16 protein-coding genes and 2 pseudogenes are annotated in these 19114 nt (G+C 53.7%); 6 read left to right on the forward strand and 12 right to left on the reverse strand.

What is annotated here, in order from left to right; all coding sequences use genetic code 11:
• Window positions 1-2 precede the first annotated feature (2 nt).
• From PW844_RS09400 to PW844_RS09415, 4 genes are read right to left on the reverse strand one after another with little or no spacing between them, the layout of a single operon-like run.
• On the reverse strand, window positions 3-956 hold the full coding sequence (locus PW844_RS09400; protein ID WP_299450649.1) for a carbohydrate kinase family protein: 954 nt from the start codon (window positions 954-956) through the stop codon (window positions 3-5).
• Window positions 953-1792: a carbohydrate ABC transporter permease gene (locus PW844_RS09405; RefSeq protein ID WP_299450651.1), complete on the reverse strand. Its 840-nt coding sequence runs from the start codon at window positions 1790-1792 to the stop codon at window positions 953-955. Before PW844_RS09405 ends, PW844_RS09400 begins: the two co-directional genes overlap by 4 nt.
• Window positions 1782-2690, reverse strand: a complete 909-nt coding sequence (locus PW844_RS09410; RefSeq protein WP_299450653.1) for a carbohydrate ABC transporter permease — start codon at window positions 2688-2690, stop codon at window positions 1782-1784. Before PW844_RS09410 ends, PW844_RS09405 begins: the two co-directional genes overlap by 11 nt.
• Before the next feature lie 9 nt (window positions 2691-2699).
• Window positions 2700-3947 carry an extracellular solute-binding protein gene (locus tag PW844_RS09415; RefSeq protein ID WP_084880543.1) on the reverse strand — a complete coding sequence of 416 codons (1248 nt, stop codon included), beginning with the start codon at window positions 3945-3947 and terminating at the stop codon, window positions 2700-2702.
• 254 nt (window positions 3948-4201) lie between these two features.
• Between PW844_RS09415 and PW844_RS09420 the strand changes: the two genes are divergently transcribed.
• Entirely contained in the window at window positions 4202-5371 is a 1170-nt protein-coding gene (locus PW844_RS09420; protein WP_299450654.1) for an ROK family protein, read from the forward strand.
• 3 nt (window positions 5372-5374) lie between these two features.
• Here PW844_RS09420 and PW844_RS09425 read toward each other — a convergent pair whose 3' ends face one another.
• Complete coding sequence (locus tag PW844_RS09425) at window positions 5375-6094, reverse strand: dienelactone hydrolase family protein (RefSeq protein WP_299450655.1); 720 nt, start codon at window positions 6092-6094, stop codon at window positions 5375-5377.
• 335 nt (window positions 6095-6429) lie between these two features.
• Here PW844_RS09425 and PW844_RS09430 point away from each other — a divergent pair, with 335 nt between their 5' ends.
• Window positions 6430-6858, forward strand: a complete 429-nt coding sequence (locus PW844_RS09430; protein ID WP_084880557.1) for a molybdopterin-binding protein — start codon at window positions 6430-6432, stop codon at window positions 6856-6858.
• Window positions 6859-6995: 137 nt separating this feature from the next.
• Here the strand turns inward: PW844_RS09430 and PW844_RS09435 are convergent, their stop codons facing one another.
• Complete coding sequence (locus PW844_RS09435; protein WP_299450658.1) at window positions 6996-7874, reverse strand: permease; 879 nt, start codon at window positions 7872-7874, stop codon at window positions 6996-6998.
• Between the two features lie 210 nt (window positions 7875-8084).
• Here PW844_RS09435 and PW844_RS09440 point away from each other — a divergent pair.
• Together PW844_RS09440 and PW844_RS09445 are read left to right on the forward strand one after the other, a co-directional pair.
• Window positions 8085-8195 (forward strand): annotated as a pseudogene (locus PW844_RS09440) (DUF2543 family protein); the annotation flags it as partial.
• Window positions 8196-8291: 96 nt separating this feature from the next.
• The gene (locus PW844_RS09445) at window positions 8292-8831 is read left to right on the forward strand and encodes a DUF2058 domain-containing protein (protein ID WP_299450660.1); all 540 of its coding nucleotides are present in this window, start codon (window positions 8292-8294) and stop codon (window positions 8829-8831) included.
• Window positions 8832-8847: 16 nt separating this feature from the next.
• On the opposite strand, the gene PW844_RS09450 is transcribed toward PW844_RS09445, so the two are convergent.
• Window positions 8848-9546: an RluA family pseudouridine synthase gene (locus PW844_RS09450; protein ID WP_299450662.1), complete on the reverse strand. Its 699-nt coding sequence runs from the start codon at window positions 9544-9546 to the stop codon at window positions 8848-8850.
• Window positions 9547-9791: 245 nt separating this feature from the next.
• Here PW844_RS09450 and PW844_RS09455 point away from each other — a divergent pair, with 245 nt between their 5' ends.
• Window positions 9792-10259 carry a DUF1203 domain-containing protein gene (locus PW844_RS09455; RefSeq protein WP_299450664.1) on the forward strand — a complete coding sequence of 156 codons (468 nt, stop codon included), beginning with the start codon at window positions 9792-9794 and terminating at the stop codon, window positions 10257-10259.
• Window positions 10260-10300: 41 nt separating this feature from the next.
• On the opposite strand, the gene mqo is transcribed toward PW844_RS09455, so the two are convergent.
• The 5 genes from mqo to PW844_RS09480 form a co-directional block, all read right to left on the reverse strand.
• Entirely contained in the window at window positions 10301-11953 is a 1653-nt protein-coding gene (mqo, locus tag PW844_RS09460) for a malate dehydrogenase (quinone) (RefSeq protein ID WP_299450666.1), read from the reverse strand.
• 228 nt (window positions 11954-12181) lie between these two features.
• On the reverse strand, window positions 12182-12886 hold the full coding sequence (locus PW844_RS09465) for a GNAT family protein (RefSeq protein ID WP_299450667.1): 705 nt from the start codon (window positions 12884-12886) through the stop codon (window positions 12182-12184).
• Window positions 12887-12996: 110 nt separating this feature from the next.
• Window positions 12997-14781 carry an ABC transporter ATP-binding protein gene (locus PW844_RS09470; protein WP_299450669.1) on the reverse strand — a complete coding sequence of 595 codons (1785 nt, stop codon included), beginning with the start codon at window positions 14779-14781 and terminating at the stop codon, window positions 12997-12999.
• On the reverse strand, window positions 14778-16226 hold the full coding sequence (locus PW844_RS09475; protein WP_299450671.1) for a M81 family metallopeptidase: 1449 nt from the start codon (window positions 16224-16226) through the stop codon (window positions 14778-14780). The genes PW844_RS09470 and PW844_RS09475 overlap by 4 nt, the downstream gene beginning before the upstream one ends.
• Window positions 16227-16237: 11 nt before the next feature.
• The gene (locus tag PW844_RS09480) at window positions 16238-17371 is read right to left on the reverse strand and encodes an ROK family transcriptional regulator (RefSeq protein ID WP_299450672.1); all 1134 of its coding nucleotides are present in this window, start codon (window positions 17369-17371) and stop codon (window positions 16238-16240) included.
• A 192-nt stretch (window positions 17372-17563) separates the two neighbouring features.
• Here PW844_RS09480 and PW844_RS09485 point away from each other — a divergent pair.
• A pseudogene (locus tag PW844_RS09485) lies at window positions 17564-19100 on the forward strand (ABC transporter substrate-binding protein).
• Window positions 19101-19114: the final 14 nt, after the last annotated feature.

The raw sequence follows: 19114 nt of genomic DNA on the forward strand, positions 1-19114 counted from the left end.
AATTACTGTTCCTTTGCCGAAAATTGGAGTTGTTGCCAGGTGGGGTAACGCCGTGGGGCGGTGCTGATTGCCAGCGCGGCCACCGCGATCCCCCACTGTAGTGCCTGGGCAGTATCCTGCTGATGCAGCAGCGCGGTAAGAAAACCGGCGTTAAAACTGTCGCCAGCACCAATGGTATCGACCACCGTGACCGGTTGAGCTGGCTGGCTCAGGCTGCGATCGTGTAACCAGCAGCGTGCGCCCTGTTCACCGCATTTCACCACACAGCCGCCACGTCCGCTGAGTTGCAGCGTTAACTGCATCGCACTGGCGTCTAACGATTCCGCCGCCCCCAGCCCGAGGGTTTCCACCTCGTTCAACAGCAGCCAGTCGCATTGCGGCAACCAGCGGGCGATATCCTGCTTAACCTGATCCGTCCAGCCTTGTGGCGGCCAGCCGGTATCCACGGCGATCAGGTATCCGCGCTGACGGAGTTCGCACAGCAGGGCAGGATATTCATCGTAAAGATGCAGGCAGAGAAAGGTGCCGCACAGCAGCACGATATCACCTTCCGCCGCTTGCTCGGGCAGCTGTTCCAGCACCTGCTGCGCCGTCAGTTGCACAATATGGCCATAATTACTGATAAACGAACGTTCATGATCGGAATGTGTGACGCCGACGGTGAGTGAAGTTTCGCACTGGCTGCGTGGCCAGTGCGCTGCGCTGTGCGGGAAATAACCGGCGAGCCACTGGCTGAGGCCATCGTCACCCTGGTTAGCAATGGCGCGGTGGCGCACCTGCATTGCTTCCAGCGCCAGTGCGCAGTTGCCCGCAGAGCCGCCCGGGCGCAGTTCGCTGTTTTTGACCATCACTTCGGTCCCGCGCTGTGGCCACTGATCCAGCGTGCCCATAATTAAATCGACGTTAATGTTACCCACCACATACAGCGTGGCGGTGGTAGCCGTTGTGCTGATCATCCCTTACTCCCGCCGCTGGCAAGTCCGCTTACCAGGGTTTTCTGTAGCCAGATAGCAATAAACAGCGGTGGCACCGAAGCCAGAATACCGACTGCCGCAACTAAACCATCATCGGTGGCACGCCCGGCGGTAAATCCGGCAATGGTCACTGGCAGGGTTTGCGCCGCGATATTGCTGGTGAACAACAGGGCATAGAAAAATTCGTCCCACGCCAGCAACCAGCCAAACAGCGCTGCGGCACCCAGCACGGGTTTCGCCAGCGGTAACGTTATCCGCAGCAGCACCTGCCAGACACGCAGACCATCAAGGCGTGCCGCCTGTTCGATATCCTGCGGCAGGGCATCGAACTGGTTTTTTAGCATCCAGGTGAGGAAAGGTAAGATCAGCGAACAATAAACAATGATCAAACCGGGTCGGGTGTTGAGCAGGTCGAAATGCTGTAACAGGAAATAAAGCGGCAGCACAAAGGCGACCGGTGGCACCATGTAGATGGCGAGGGAGGCAAACAACCAGCCGTCGCGACCACGATAGCGTGAGAAACTGAACGCGGCCGGAATCGCCAGCAGCAAACAAATCACCGTCGCCCCGGTGGCGACGATCAGGCTGTTGCCCAGGGCGTGTAGAAACAGGGTGCCAGGCTGATCGGCTGCCAGCGACAGCAGCCTGCCGTAGCGGGTGAAGTCCCACTGGCGTGGCAGCCATTCCAGCGGTATGCGCGTCAGGTCGCTGGTGGCACTGACGCTCATCAGAAACAGCCAACCCATCGGTGCCAATACCGAAATGGCGACCACCAGCGCGGCAAGGTATTTCGCCACCGCGCGTAATTTAGCCTTCATAGGCACTCCCACGACGACGTTGACGCCACAATAGCGACATGTAAATGATGATCAGCACCGCACACAGCAGGGTCATCAGGATGGCGTAAGCCGCACCACTCCCGGCGCGCAGATAACTGAATGACTCCTGGTAGACATAAAAGCTGAGGGTTTTGGTGCTATCGACCGGGCCACCACGCGTCATCACGTAAATAATGTCGAAGATTTTAAAGGCATCGATAGTACGCAACACCAGCGCGACACTCAGAGGGCCGACGATGGCCGGAAAGGTAATCGCCCGGAAACGTCGCCAGGCCGATGCGCCATCGAGTCGTGCGGCCTCATACAGATCCTCAGGGACGGATTGCAGTGCAGCCAGCACCAGCAGCGTGACCAGCGGATAGTTTTTCCAGATATCCGCTAACATCACGGCGTTAAGGGCGGAATCCGGTGAACCCAGCCAGCTGCGATAGCCATCAATAATCCCCAGCTGTGTCAGCAGCGCATTGATGCTGCCATAATCCGGGTTGAAGTTGAGTCGCCACATCATGGCGTTAACGATGGTGGGTAGCGCCCACGGCAGAATCACCAGCACGCGTAAGAAATTACGACCGATGAATTTCTGATTAAGCAGCAGGGCCACCAGTACGCCAATCACCCCTTCAATGGCGACCGACACCACGGTGAAGTAGAGCGTACGCCAGAGCGAAGACTGAAAATCAGCATCGGTGAGGGCAAAAAGGTAGTTATCCAATCCCACCCAGCCGGGCGCTTCACCGCTGCCGATTAGGGCGGCATCGGTAAAACTGAGCCAGATGGTGCGTAGCAGGGGCCAGGCGGTGAGCAGCAGCATCACCAGTAACATGGGTGCCAGCAGCACCCATGCCTGCCGCTGTTCGCGTTGACGCAAACTCAGCATACTGACTCCTTAATGCAGGTGCGCCGCGCTTTTATCCACCGCCTGCATCGCCGCTTCCGGCGTCGCACTGCCCAGCAGCACCTGCTGTAATTGCTGTTGCAGCGTATTAGACAGGCGGGAATAATCGGCGGTTTCCGGGCGAGACAACATCACGTTCAGCGATTTATCGGCGGCGGCAATCAGGCTTTCCTGGTTTTTCAGTACGGCGGGATCCTGATACGAGCTTTTCCAGATAGGCAGGCTCAGGGTGGCGTATTTATTCTGTACCGGCTGGGAAGTCATATAGCTGATGTATTGCCAGGCTTGTTCCGCATGGCTGCTGCCTTTGGCGATGCCCAGACCCATCGAACCGTTAACCGCGCCCACTTTACCGGGGGCATCACCTGGAGCAGGCATAATGCCCACCTGGCCTGCAACCTTGCTCTGCTTCGGATCGTTCGCCATGTTGTACATGTAAGTCCAGTTCAGTGCGAACGCGGCGTCGCCGTTGGAGAAGGATTTACGCACGTCCTCTTCCAGATATTCGCGGGATGCTGGATTGCTCAGACCTTCATCCAGCGAGCTTTTCATCAGTTTCACTGCCTGTAATGAGGCCGGGCTGGAGAAATCGAGTTTGCCATTCTGATAGAACTTGCCGCCAAAACCAGACACCAGCGTGGTGTAATCACACACCAGCGCTTCCGCCTGTGACCAGCTCCACACCAGCGGATATTTGACGATATTTTTCTGTTTGATGGTACGCGCATCATCCATCACCTGTTGCCAGGTCTGTGGCAGGGTGGTGATACCAGCTTTTTCCAGCATGGCTTTGTTGTAGTAAAGATATTTGGTATCGAGGATCCACGGCATGCCGAGGGTTTTACCTTTGAACACCACGGTGTTCATCGCGCCAGGGAAGATTTGTGATTTTTCTTCCGGGGTGATGCGGCTGCTCACGTCCTGCAGTAAATCGAAGCGGGTAAATTCGGCAGGCCAGATGGCATCAAACAACACCACGTCATAGCCGTTACCACCGGCACCGCGTGCCGCAACGATTTTGTCGTGCAACGCTTCGTAAGGGACAAACTCCAGATTAACCTGCACATCCGGGTGCGCTTTTTCAAATTCCTGGGTCATGGCGCGAATGTCATTTTCACTGTAAGCAGCCTGAGTCATAAACAGCGCATTGAGTGTGGTGGCCGCTGAGGCGCTTCCCGCGCTCGCTAACAGCAGGGCTGCAAAACATCCTTTCAGCGTGGGGGTGAATCGGGTTTTCATGGTTTTCTCCGCCTAGATGCAAAAAGAGGGTGTTTAATTAAATCAATTTGATTGATTTAATAACGCGCACAGGTTGTCAGATTGCTGCGGCTGACATCAGTTAGCTAAAGCAAGTGACGTGCCAGGGTAAAAATCCCGGCGACTACTGCGCTTAACTCTGCACAGATTTTTGCATCTGTCAGGTGAACAGCATGGAAAATGTGTGGCCGATCATAGATATTGATGCCGATGCGCTTAAGAGCTAAGGGAGTACGATGAGAACCTCGGGAACCAATCTGGAACATGCGCGTGCGCACAACCGCCGCGTGATCATCGAAGCCATTCGCCTGCATGGCGAACTGACGCGTGCCGAGCTGGCACGGCTGACCGCGTTAACGCCGCAAACGGTATCAAACATCGTGGCGGAACTGGAAGAGGCAGAGCTGCTTGCCAGCCGCCAGCCGCGTAAGCAGGGGCGGGGACAACCAGCCATTCCGGTAACGCTGAACCCGGCCAGCGCCTGGTCGATCGGCATTCATCTCGATCATCAAACTTTATTGATTGTGCTGGTAGATTTGACCGGCGAGATTCACTTTCGTCGCCTTATTCTGGTGCAAAAGCCCCAACCCGGTGCCACCTTAGCGCGCATTGCCGAGGTGCTGGCGGAGATCAAAACCCAGTTGGGTAACCGCTGGCATAAGGTGCTGGGGATTGGTGTGGTGATGCCTGGGCCGTTTGGTGTCGAGGGGATCTCATCGGTAGGGCCGACTACGCTGAATGGCTGGGAACAGGTGGATATTGAGGCTGAACTGGCGGCGATGAGCGGCCTGCCGGTGACGCTGGAGAATGATGCGACGGTGGCCGCTATCGGCGAACGTTTCCACGGCGTCGCGCGCCAGCTCAACTCTTTTATTTACCTGTATATCGGTACCGGACTCGGGGCCGGAATTTTTACCGACGGGCATATTTATACCGGGCATGCGCACAATGCCGGGGAAGTGGGGCATATTGTGATCGAACCGGGTGGACGCGCCTGCTATTGCGGCAATCACGGCTGTCTGGAGCGTTATGTGTCGTTACAGGCGGCCTATGAGTTTTGCGGACTGGATCCAATGAGCGCATTGCCGGACGATTTGCTGGAAGTTGACCCGGCATTATTTGATCGCTGGATAGACAACGCATTAGGGCCTCTGCGGCAGGCAATTAACATGCTGGAGTGCATTTTCGATGCCGAGAGTGTGATCATTGGCGGCATGATGCCTGCTACGCTGCTGGATAAAATCATTCAGCGCCTGCCGCCGTTATATCAATCGGTGCGCGGACGCTATCTGACCGGTTCACGGCTGAAAACCGGGATGACAGGCAGCGATACCGCAGCATTGGGAGCTGCGGCATTGCCGATCTTCGATGAATTTAATCCACAGTTTCAGGTACTGATGAAATAAGGATTAGAAGGTTTCGGCGAACAGCGCGAACATGCGTTTAAATGCACGTTCTGCCACCTGCGGGTGGTACTGCGCGACACCCGGATTGCTTGCCGACGGATCGGTGAAAGAGTGCACTGCTCCGGCATAGCTGACCAGTTGCCAGTCAACCTGCTTCGCACTCATCTCGCGGGCGAATTCGCTCAGTTGTTCACGCGGTACCAGCGGATCGGCGGCACCGTCAAGCACCAGCACGCTGCCTTTGATGCCATCAATGGCATAGTCGCCTTTGGTATCCAGCGTGCCGTGGAAGGAAACTGCCGCTTTGATATCAGCACCGCTGCGTGCCAGCTCCAGCGCGCAGTGACCACCAAAACAGAAACCAATCGCTGCCAGCTTATCCGCTGCTACCGGTGCCAGCGGTTGATGCTGAAGCGCCGCCAGGGCTGCCTGCATGCGCGCCACTTCTGCCGGGGTATCTTTCACCGCCATCATCATGCTACCGGCTTCCTCGCCGTTCGTCGGGCGTTGGCCTTCACCGTAGAGATCTGCCACCACTACCACAAAGCCCTGAGCGGCGATTTTTGCTGCCACATCTTCGGCCAGCGCAGTGACACCCATCCAGTTCGGAGCCATCACCACACCGGGGCGTGGATGATTGATGCCATCCTGATAAACCAGAGAACCGGCTAAGGTTACGCCGTTTGATGAATAAGTAACTGGAGATGTGACGATAGAATTCATAAATAATTCCCTGATAAATAAATAGGTTAAAACCCTATACCGTGCCGGGAAACGGTGATCAATGCAATGGTTTCAGCAGGTGATAGCAGGAAATGTTAACGGAGTCGATGTGCTGAGAATTTGGCTGGAGCGCGACGATTTCGCGGCCAACTTCATAAGCTCACTCCTTTTTTCTGGATAGATACAGTCGTGAAAAACACCCCGACTTGTAAACAAGCCAAATCTTATAACAGCAGTCAAAAATGGCTTATTGAACTTAAACGGAAACAGCGCTAAATAGACGGATGTCAGACTATAAATCCGATAATCACTCAATCGCGAGATAAGGAGTTTCTATGCAGGTATCAGCACGTAATCAACTGGTTGGCACGGTCAGCGCAGTCACCATCGGCGCGGTCAATGACGAAGTCGAATTGACGCTCGCTGGTGGCGTCAGACTGGTGGCGATTGTCACCCACAGCAGTAAAGAAGCTTTAGGCCTGGCGGTTGGTAAAGAGGCCATCGCGCTCATTAAAGCGCCATGGGTCACCCTTGCCACTGAAGAGTGTGGCCTGAAGTTCTCCGCGCGTAACCAGTATGCCGGTAGCGTCACCCGCGTGACTGAAGGCGCAGTTAACGCGACAGTGCATATTGCAACTGACGCCGGGTTTGAAATCATTGCCGTCGTTACCAACGAAAGCCAGGAAGAGATGAAGCTGAATCAGAGCAGTCGCGTGCTGGCTCTGATCAAAGCATCAGCCATTCTGATTGCAACCCGTGCCTGACACGCAGTTTCCTTCTATGTCAGGTAATCAGCGTTCTAACGCAACTTGCGTTCATCGTCATTACCAGGAGGTAGTGAACGCGAGTTGCTGATCAAACCCTGGCTGCCATGCCCAAAATACCCTTTCCGGACGTGATATCAGTGAGCAATACCCATCGTCCTGGCAATAGCTACAGCCGCAGCGAAAAGGCTAATCGCGATGATGCTGATGCAGGTTCCGCAGGTAATGAGCTTAGCAGAACGCCCCGTGCCCAGATAATGCGTCTCCAGAACGATGATATTGGCTGCCGGAGGAAGGAGGCAAAGCAGATAAAGCGTCCCAGGATTTTGTGTTATCAGCCGGAAGTCGAATGTTCTGGCGAGCATTAAAAGCAGTGTGAACAGAATAAACATCACACCACATTTAACCAGATACGGGCGGACTTCCTGGCGGAGATCCTGAAGAGTCAGCTCAATTTTGGACAGCCATATTCCAAGCACGGCCATGCCGAGAAAGCTCATCAGAAATTTTGCGACATCATAGAGATCGGCAAACCACAGTGTGATTTGCTGGCTAAAGGGAATGAGCATCGCCCCGAGGATTAGCGCCAGCACTGGTGGAGTCTGAACCAATTTAACTGGATTAAAATGGTGGCCTGAAAGCATCCCCGCACCGACAGAATTGCCCACAATCGAGCTGCCGACATAGGCGGCGATGATGATTGTTGCGGCTTCATTGCCAAACAGGGCCGTAGCCACAGGCAACCCAAGCCAGCCAATATTAAGGTAACTGAAGCACAGGCTTTTAATGGGATCACGAATAATGTAGCGCGACGCCATCAGCATAATCAGCATACTGATGGCTGTGGTGATGATGATGGTACTCATACTGCCAAAGCGCGTCGATATGTTGAATATGATGACAATCGGAATGGCAACACGCGTTAATATCCAGGACGCAGCTGTTTTGAAGTCCCAGGCCGTTTTTCCCATCAGCCAGCCAGCAAAAAGATAAATCAGCGGAACAAAAATCGTCACAATGTTTCCTTAACAGCGTTTTCGCAAAACTCAACGGCTCACCTTTCTGCCCAATTTTCAGCACAGCGCGTATTGAGTTAAGACGTGATATCCACCTTGTCAATGATCAACGATTCCGCTTAATCATTTGGTGGATTTATATAACCTTATGAAAGCACACAGGTAAAGAAAATTCACAGCAGGCACGGCATAGACTTTAACCCCCAACTGATGAACAATGGCGTAGCGCTTAAATTTTATGGCATCGTGGATAAGTACAAGGCGGAAGTGGCAAAGCCGGTAAGCGAGTCAGAACCTGATGCGCTGGCACGCTATTTTCAGCTGATGAGATCGCCACTTTTCTCAATCACTGGGGCAATGAATAGACGTGAGAGTTGGGGCTGCCCCCAAAATTTTTAAGATGGTTTAGAAGCGAAGATGACAAAACTTACCTTACAAGAGCAAATACTGAAGGCTGGATTAGTGACCAGCAAGAAAATGGCCAAAGTCCAAAAGACGGCAAAAAAATCACGCGTTCAGGCTCGTGAGGCCAGAGAGGCGGTGGAAGAGAATAAAAAAGCGCAACTTGAGCGAGATAAGCAGCTAAGCGAACAACAAAAACAAGCGGCTTTAGCAAAAGAATATAAAGCTCAGGTGAAGCAACTTATTGAGATGAACAGAATCGTCGTTGCAAAAGGCGATATTGATTTTAATTTCACCGATAACAATTTAATTAAAAAAATCAGTGTTGATAAGTTGACCCAAACGCAACTGGTGAATGGGCACCTTGCTATCGCCCGCCTGGTGGTTGATAGCAATGGTAAGAGTGAATACGCGATTATCCCCGCAGTGGTCGCTGACAAAATTGCCCAGCGAGATGCGAGCAGTATTGTATTAAACAGCCCCCTGAGTCAGGAACAGCATGATGAAGATGATCCCTATGCTGATTTTAAAGTGCCTGATGATTTGATGTGGTAATCAGAGCGTTGCCCGTTCAAAACGGGCTATTATGGCGCGCATTGATCCACTCTTCGCTGACTGGATGCACAAAATCCAGCGCACTGGCGTGCAGCATTAGCCGAGGGGCTTTTTCCGTGCCAGGCAGCAGGCGACCGCCATACAGGTCGCAACCTAAAATAGGGTGGCCCAGCAGCTGGCAATGAATACGTAGTTGGTGGGTGCGACCGGTCTCCGGAATTAGCTGCACCCGCGTTAACGGCAGTAACGTCCCATCTTCCAGCTCATGATTGAAACGTTCAACCACCTGATAGCGAGAACGGGCGGGTTTGCCATGGATTGCACAAATTGACATCAGCGGAAAGCGCGCCGGATCTTTGGCAATCGCCGCGTCTATCACCCCTTCATGGTTTTCAAGATGTCCGCACAGCAGTGCGCTGTAAACCTTGGTCACGCTGCGCTGACTGAATTGCTGGCACAGGGCGGCGTTGATCGCCTTATTGCGCGCAATCACCATCAAGCCGGAAGTGCCGAAATCAAGACGGTGAACCAGGGTGCAGCCCGGAAATATTTTTACCAGCCGGTGATGTACGGAATCGATATTTTGCGGATTTTTGCCCGAGAGACTGAGCAGGTTGGCGGGTTTATTGATCAGTACCAGGTGTTCGTCCTGATAGAGCGTTTCTATCTGGTCATGACACGGTGGGGCAATAAAGGTATCAAAAATAACAGACATCAGGTCGCCAGGGGGGAGTGTGGGAGCGGATAATAACTAATTTTTAGCCAACAGGCGAATTTCCTTCCTCGGTGAAATTGCAGCCAAATCCTTTCTGCTGCATCTACAACATGCGGTGCTGGAAATGAGGTTTGCCAGAGCATAAGTCTTAAGTCTCATCATCGAAAACTCCATGACCGTTAACAGCGAGCACGCCGTCGTGTTCAGGTGCTTAATACCTCCACGCTTAACGCCTGGAGGATAATATGGCTTATACCATTCGCGGTTTGGAAAGCAGAGAGTTTGCACATTTATTTGGCCAGGATGAGCGCTATCTGGCGTTACATCTGGCGATACGTAAGCGGGCTGATAGATCCTCGGGTTTTCCGGATCGTATTGCATTACGTGATGTGCCGGAGGGGGAGTATGCGATTCTGGTCAATTACGCCTACCAACCAGCGGCAACGCCTTATTCAGGCAGACACGCCATCTATATCCATGAGGGATGTACCACACAAGGTGTTTATCAAGATGAAGTCCCTGCGTATCTGACAACCCGGCTACTCTCGCTACGAGCCTTTAATACAGCACATATGATTATTGCGGCGGAGGTCACGCAAGGCGGTGAGGCGGAGCCGTTAATTTTGCAGATGTTGCGTCAACCTGAAACCGCATATATCCATGTGCATAGCGCCCGGTTTGGCTGTTATCTGTGTGTCATTGAACGTAGTTGATATAAAGAAAAACCCCGCACCAGACGGCACGGGGTTGAGACTTACAGCGCCATATCGTGTTGCGGCGAGGAAGTTGTTTTAGCCGGTGTGGTGGCCTGCGACTGAGTGGCAGCGGCTGGCATGTTGATCACCGGTGGTTTAGTCAGTTGCAGTGTTGCAGCTGTGTCATCCCAAACCTGCTGAGCCAGTGCCGGGTCGTCGTTCAATTTCTGACCATAGGCCGGAACGATTTGATGGATTTTCTGCTGCCATTCCGGGCTGGCGAATTCGGTCGGGAACAGCTGCTTTATCACGTTAATAGCGATCGGCGCTGCGGTTGAGGCTCCCGGTGACGCACCCAGCAGGGCGGCAACGGTTTTCTGCTGATCGGTCACGATTTCCGTACCCAGCTTCAGCACACCACCTTTCTCTGCATCTTTCTTGATGATCTGTACACGCTGACCCGCCTGAATCAGTTTCCAGTCTTCTTTCTTCGCTTCCGGGAAGTATTCTTTCAGCGCGGCGAAGCGGTCGTCATCGTTCAGCATTACCTGCCCGATCAGATATTTCACCAGGTCGAAGTTATCAATGCCTACGTGGGTCATCGGCATAAAGTTGCTGGTGGTGGTGGTGCCTAACAGATCAAACAGCGAACCATTTTTCAGGAACTTGGTTGAGAAAGTAGCGAATGGTCCAAACAGCACCACGCGCTTGCCATCAAGGAAACGGGCATCAAGATGCGGTACGGACATCGGTGGTGCACCCACGGAAGCCTGACCGTACACCTTTTCCAGATGACGGCTGGTAATCGCCGGGTTTTCGGTGACGAGGAATGAACCGCCCACCGGGAAGCCAGCGTAGTTTTCACCTTCAGGGATACCGGTTTTCTGCAACAGTTTCAGCGCGCCGCCGCCCGCACCGATAAACACGTAACGTGCATCGATGGTGCGGTTTTCACCACTTTTCACATCTTTAATGGTGACGTGCCAGCTGTTATCGCTGTTACGTTTGAAATCGGTCACTTCTGATGAGGTTTCCAGCGAGAAGTTATCGTTCTTTTTCAGGCTGCCAATCAGCTGACGGGTAATTTCGCCATAGTTAACATCGGTGCCAACCGGGGTCCAGGTTGCCGCCACTTTCTGCTGCGGATCGCGTCCTTCCATAATCAACGGCGCCCACTGCTGAATTTGCGCGTGATCGGTGGAGAATTTCATTCCCTGGAACAGCACGGTTTTTTGCAGCGCTTCATAACGTTTCGTCAGATACTCAACGTTTTTATCGCCCCAGACAAAACTCATGTGCGGAGTAGAATTAATAAAGTTATGCGGGTTATTTAATACACCGCGTTTCACCTGCGAGGTCCAGAATTGACGAGAAATCATAAAGGCTTCGTTGATTTCCAGCGCTTTGCTGACATCAATACTTCCGTCCGGACGTTCTGGCGTATAATTCAGCTCCATATTGGCGGAGTGGCCGGTACCGGCGTTATTCCAGCCGTTCGACGATTCCAGTGCCACGCCGTCCAGCTTTTCGACCATAACCTGTTTCCAGCTGGGCTGTAATTCTTCCAGCCAGGTTCCCAGAGAAGCACTCATGATGCCCCCGCCAATTAGCAGCACATCAGTCTTTTCCGGTGTGTCGGCGGCATGAACAGCAGAACTGACAAGCAGTGCAGCGAGCGAAAGCGAGGTGAGTAATGTAGTTGATTTTTTCATTGCGATAACAACGTTTCTTAGCGATGAGTAAAAAGTTCGCAACAAATTTAAAACATTGTTATTGAAATTTTAAAATTTATTTAGTTTAAAAACTATTGAAGCAAAATGGTGGATTTATTTGGTTACAAATGTATTGGGCTATTTCCATGCGAAATAGGCGGTTATTTTGCCGGGGTGTACATAATTTACAACCACTATTTCAGAAAGGGAAATCCTGAGTGAGCGAAATTAATTCCGCTTAAGGAATCGATGTAATGGCAAAATTTGCTGCCCTGAATTATCAATATTTTCTTCGTCTATCCAACGCGTTATCGCCTGATAAATGACAGGCCATTCGGTATCAATAATCGACAGCCAGTCAGTATCACGGTTGCGTTGTTTGCGTGTCATTGCCTGGCGAAAGCGGCCTTCAAACGTGAAGCCGATGCGTTCCGCCGCGCGACGCGATGCATGGTTCAGCGAGTCGCAGCGCCACGCCACCCGACGATAGCCCAGCGTGAAGGCCTGGGCCAGCAGCAGAAACAATGCCTCCGTGCCCAGCACATTACGCTGCATCAGCGGTGACCAGGTTACATGGCCGATTTCAAGCGCGCCATTTTGTTGGTCAATATTGGCGAAACACACCACACCCACCGCCTGTTGGCTGGCATGGCTGATGACGGCATAAGGTACCAGCAAGGTATCAGCGATTTTGTGTGCGACCCAGCGCTGCATCTCTTCCAGCGAGTGGGGTTGTTCGGCACCCAGCCATGTCCAGTCGCGATCGTCTTCAGCCTGAGAAAATGCCGCAAACAGCGATGCGCAGTGTCCGGTCTGTAAAGGTTGCAGCGTACAAAACCGCCCCACCAGGGGGGTGACGGAGGGACGCGCGACGGGCTGCCAGTCCGGCAGAGCAAACCCTACGGGTTGACCATATTGATTAAAATGAGACACACAACATTCCTTGATAAAGTAGCGGGTAGCAATCCTTATAACGTAACGCATTTTCCCGGCACGGCGCACGGGAATGCGCGATAAATCGCACCGCTACGGATCCGTGCAATTTACTGATCCATCACCCAATGCCCGGTGCTGACTTCGCGATAGCGACGTGTTTCCGGCACATAATCCAGTGGCCGGACCGGGCTTTTCAGCTCGCTGACCTCCATATGTCGTCTGAGCTGGCGGCGTGCCGGATCCGGTACCGGCACTGAGGAGAGCAGCTTACGGGTGTAATCATGCTGCGGGTTTTCAAAAATTGCCGCGCGCGGGCCAATCTCGACAATCTCACCCAACAACATCACTGCCACCCGATGGCTGATGCGTTCTACCACCGCCATATCGTGAGAAATAAACAGATACGACAAGCCCAGGTTTTGCTGCAAATCGAGCAGCAGGTTAATGATTTGCGCTTTCACCGTCACGTCCAGCGCGGAAACCGATTCGTCGGCAATGATCATTTTCGGGTCCAGCATTAACGCACGCGCGATGCAGATACGTTGCCGCTGGCCGCCGGAAAATTCGTGCGGATATCTTTTCAGCATCGTTGCCGACAATCCCACACGCTCCATCAGTTCAGCGGCTTTTTGTATTGCCCGGGCTTTGCTGCCCAACCGATGCTGCAAAAAAGGCTCGGTCAGCGCTTCCTGCACTGACATGCGCGGGTTCAGACTGGCGAAGGGATCCTGAAAAATCATCTGCATTGCGCAACGCAGTTTGCGTAATTCGTCCGGGCCGAGACTGAGCACATCATAACCGTCAAACTCTACCTGACCGGATGTGGCGCGGGTCAGACGGGTGAGGGAGCGACCGGTGGTGGATTTACCACAGCCTGATTCACCCACCAGCGACAGGGTTTCACCTGGCATCAGGTCGAAAGAGATATTTTCCACCGCGTGGACCGCACCGGTTTTGCGACTAAACAGTCCCTCATGAATACTGAAGCGGGTAGTGAGATTTTTCACCGACAGCAACGGTTGCGCCGACAAGCGCGGCATCGCACAAGGCGAGTGAGGATCCGAAAACTTACGTGGTCCCGCGATACCGCGCATCGCCCCGAGCTGAGGGACGGTGGCAATCAGCCTGCGCGTATATTCCGCCGACGGGGCGGAGAAGATGGCGGCGGTGGTGCCGGTCTCCACGACATCGCCCTGATACATCACCAGCGTTCGGTCTGAGACTTCGGCCACCACGCCCATATCGTGCGTGATAAACAACACCGCCGTGCCTTCTTCTTCCTGCAGGGTTTTTATCAGATCAAGAATTTGCCCCTGGATGGTGACATCCAGCGCTGTGGTGGGCTCATCAGCAATCAGCAATTTGGGTCTTAACGCCAACGCCATCGCGATCATCACCCGCTGACGCATCCCACCCGAAAAATGATGGGGATAGTCATCAAAGCGTTTCGCGGCGTTGGGGATGCGTACCTTTTCCAGCAAACGAATCGTTGCTTCTCTGGCGGCTCGCGACGAAATTTTCCGGTGCGTGGTCAGCACCTCGGCAATCTGATGACCGATGGTGAACGAAGGATTCAGGCTGGTCATCGGCTCCTGAAAAATCATCGCCACGGCATTGCCGCGAATATCGCGCATGGCGGCTTCGCTCAGCAGCAGCAAATCACTGCCGTTGAGTAGCACCTTACCGGTGATGCGAGCATGACGGGTATTCAGCAGGCGCATGATCGCCATAGACGTGACGCTTTTACCGGAGCCGGATTCACCGACAATCGCCAGCGTTTCGCCAGCGTGAATGTCAAATGAGACGTTATTCACCACTTCGCGCCAGTGATCCTCGTGGCGAAACGCCACTGACAGATTTTCTATGCGCAGCACTGGTTCCTGCGTCTTCATGGCTGCGGCTCTGCCATAAAGCGTGCGGACAGGGCGCTCACCGGCAGGAAATCAAAATCGGTATCAAAAGGATAAGCAGGCTGAGTCTTACGCTTGCGGACCAGACGTTCGACGTACTGATCGACCACGCCTTCTGATAGCGCCATCAGGTTAGGATTGGCCAGCGGTGCCAGTTCGGGGGACAGATAACCGGATTTTACTACCACAATATTGGCAGTGGCCGGATCCAGCCCCAGCAGCGCAAAATCCGCCAGATTATGGTAGGGACGGCGTCTGTCAGCGACCACCACGGTAATGCCACCCGTTTGCAGCAGCGCCTGTTTCGCGACGGATCGTGCGTCATCCACCAGGTTAGTCACCACAAATTGCGCACTGGCCTTGCCACCCGCCGGATCGAGCGTCGCGCCGATGGTCAATGGCAGCGTTGCGCCGACTCCGGCAGCAAAAGCCGCGTCGGTCGCCGGTTTATCAGTAATACCGGCGACAATCACTCCCTGCGCACCCTGGCGAATCAACTCGGCCAGCATATCGCCGCGATCGCCAACACCACCTCCGGTGGGGTTATCACCGGAATCCGCCAGAATCACCGGATGGGTAGGGCTGGCGATCGCCATCCGTACACATTCCTCAGTGCTGCCGGTGACACAACCAAAGCTGAATTGTTCTCGGGCCTGCCAGTACGTCAGCGCCAGTTTTGCCGCCTGTTCAGCCAGCACATCGGCATCGGTACCCGTCATGATGGCTGCCGCCGTTGCGCGCGGTTCATCGGCCCAGACATAACCCACCATCAGTGAGGCATCCCAGATATGATCGATCGCGTTAATGGCGGGCAGGCGGGCATACAGGCTTTTCGCCGGTTCATCTTCGGTACTGGTGCGTTCGCCAGGCAACACTACCGGAATCGGTGCCCAGACAACGCCTGGTTTCACGCCGCTGTGCAGGCTTTTCACCAGCATCGCGACTGAGCGACGCATGGTTTCCTCCACATCGATATGCGGCGCAGTGCGGTAGGTGGAGAACATATCGATCGCATCGATGATGCGTTGCGTGACGTTACCGTGCAGATCATAGCTAACGCTGATCGGGCAATCGTCACCCACCAGCTCACGGGTGGCGGCAATCCAGTCACCCTCGGCGTCTTCCATTCCTTCAACGTAGACCGCGCCGTGCATCGCCAGGTACACGCCATCTACGGGCAACAACGTCGCCAGTCGGCTTAAGAAATCCTGCTTAAAATCTTCGTAAGTGACGCGTGCGACCGGACCACCTGCGATGGCGCGGGCATGAAAGGTCGGCAGGAAGAGGGCATCGTAATCGGCAAGAAAGGCAAAATAAGGACTCGCCGTGAGTTCATCGCCGCGCAGAATACGGAAGTCGTCAGCATAATTCAGCACCGGGTTATAGGTACTGCACTCAGTATGAATACCACCAAAAGCAATGCGCATTGCCGCCTCCGTTACTCGGGTAAATGAATTAAAAAACGATAGGCCGCCACACTGGCAGCGGCTCTGGCCCAGCTTTCGTCGCTGAGAACGATGGTCGAAATCGGCGTCTTACCCATGATGGAAGGTAAGACATTGGCATCGATGGCCTGCATCACCACGGTTTTCAGCAAGCCATCAAACGCGCCGGAATGATGGGCAATCACGATCAATTCCGGGTCGTTCATCTGAATGATATTGGCAATGGCAAGGCCGAGCGCATTACCCGCGCGGTGCAGAATGGCAATCGCCGCACTGCTGCCTTTCACCGCCAGATTTTCCAGCTCCGCCAGGGTTACGGCATCGAGCGCTTTCTCGCGCATGTTTTCGCGGATGGCCGTTAAGGATGCCAGAGTGTCGAGACAGCCGCGTTTACCGCAGCGACAGGGGTGGCCGCCGGGCTCAATGGTGCAATGGGCAATTTCTCCGGCACCACCGTGGGCACCGCGATGCAGTTGCCCCTGAAAAAAGTGCGCTGAACCGATGCCATCGCTGTGCGAAATCAGGGTGAAGTTGCGAACTTTCTTCGCCAGCCCGAAGATCTTCTCACTCACCGCCAGGGCTTTGGCATCATTTTCCAGCGACACCTCCAGCCCGGTTGCCTGCTTCAGCATCTCCGCCAGCGCGACATTTTTCCAGCCGAGCAGGGCTGATTGCACGCAGACTGCCTGGTGTTCATCGACAAAGCCGGAAAGCGTAACGCCAAGGCCAATCAGTTGATCCGGTGAGATACCCTTGCTCTGTACCAGCGGGGGGATGGCTGCGGCAATGGCCTGGATGAGTTGTTGCGGGTCGAGACTCAGGGTCAGCACGCTGCTTGCCAGCACGTGCCCATGCATATCGATCAACACCAGGGTAATTTGTTCACCGAGCAACGACGCGCCAAGAAAATAAGCGCTATCGGCGCGCATTTTTAATAACACGGAAGGGCGACCCTGCCCGGTGGCTTCAGGAATACTTTCTTCCAGCAAACCGGCATTGAGCATCTCTTTAATCAGGGTGCTAATGGCCGCTTTACTCATTTTCATCTTCTGCGCAATAGCCGTGCGGCTCATGCCATGTGAGGCAATAAGCAGACGAATGATTTGTTGCTGATGAGCATTGAGCATTAAGAGTCCTGCGATCAAGGCACTGTTTCACTGACAATAATAAGTCATAGGAACAAATACAACGGCATTTAGTTAATTTTCTGAACCTGGATCGAGATATAAGTAAAATATATGAACTAACCTATTGGCTTTTGTTTGGGAGTTGTGCCTTATATGGCCGGGATAATTCACCAATCGTATCTGAGGGCCTTCATGGAAAGCACACTTAAGCGTTTCAGGGTTATTACTCTCGCGGGCTGCATGATGTCGCTATTTGCCAGCGCCTCTGCGTTTGCCAGCCAACTGGTTATTATGCAGAACGAACCGCCACGCAGCATGGATCCGGGTAATCAGACTGCCACCTTTACCGGTACGGTGCTGGACCCGATGTATGAAGGCCTGACGCGACTGGGTGATGATGGCAAGGCAGTTCCGGCGCTGGCGCTCTCCTGGAGTAGCGATGCCAGCGGGCTGAACTGGACTTTTAAACTGCGTCCCAATGTAAAATTCCATGATGGCACGCCCTTTAACGCCGATGCAGTGGTGGAAAACTTTCAACGCCATCTCGATACCAAACGCGGCCTGGCCGCCAGCGGTAAAATCCGCACCTTTGTTCAGGACGTGAAGAAAAAAGACGATCTGACGGTGGAATTTCAGCTGAAAAAAATAAACCCGGCATTTTTGACGGTACTGGCGTCGGGGCCAGGATTAATGGTCAGCCCCAAAGCGGATAAAGATGGCAGCATCAATAATAAAGCGGATGGCACCGGGCCTTATAAGCTGGTGCAATATAAATCCGGCGAATACGTGCTGGAACAAAAGAACGCGGATTACTGGGGTAAATCATCCGGGCCGGATGAAATAAAATGGACGTGGAGCAGTGAGCCTTCGGTGATGAATATGGCGCTGCAATCCGGCCAGGTCGATATTATTAACCCCGTGCCACCACAATTCGCCGGCATTGTTAAAAAACAATCCCAACATCAATCTGAAACAATCGCCGGGTGCGGCGGTGTTCTGGGTTGATCTTAATACGCAAAGTAAAGCGTTGAGCGATGTCCGCGTGCGTCAGGCGCTGAACTTCGCCACCGATCAGCAGGCGCTGAGCAAAGCAGTGATGTTTGGTTATGCCCAGCCCGCCAACTCGGCGCTGGCACCGGTTGATGTGAACTACGATAAAAGCCTGCATGACTATCCCTTTGATCTGCAAAAAGCTAAAGACCTGCTGAAAGCGGCGGGTTATGCCGATGGCTTTGCCATGTCGATTGCGGTGCAGGCACCGGATGCACGCACTGCGCAGGTATTGCAGGGCATGTGGAGCAAAATTGGCGTGAAGCTGAATGTGCGCCAGATGGAAAGTGGTGTCTGGACCAAAGCGGCCTTCGCTGATGCAAAAGAGAAAGCTTCGCAGGGCACTGATGCGGTGCTGGCTTCATGGTCATCCGGCCTGTACGGTTCTGACCTGCAACTGCGACCGCTGTACCACACCAGCAGCTTCGCTCCGGGTGGCGCCAACCTTGGTTTCTTTAGCGATAAGCAAACCGATGATCTGATCGATACCGCCGCCTCCACCATGGATGATGCCAAACGCAAAGCACTCTACTTCGACACGCAGAAACGCATCAGCGCGCTGGCACCGCAGGTGCTGCTGTTCTACCAGGATGACCTGTATGCAGCGCGGAAAAATATCAGCGGCGTGACCATGCAGCCGGGTGGTCAGTTAGTGGTGCGGGATGCCGTCAAAAAATAACCCAGGCGAGTTGC

Source organism: Pantoea sp. (assembly GCF_028283705.1).
In the GTDB taxonomy this organism is placed as follows: Bacteria; Pseudomonadota; Gammaproteobacteria; order Enterobacterales; family Enterobacteriaceae; genus Pantoea.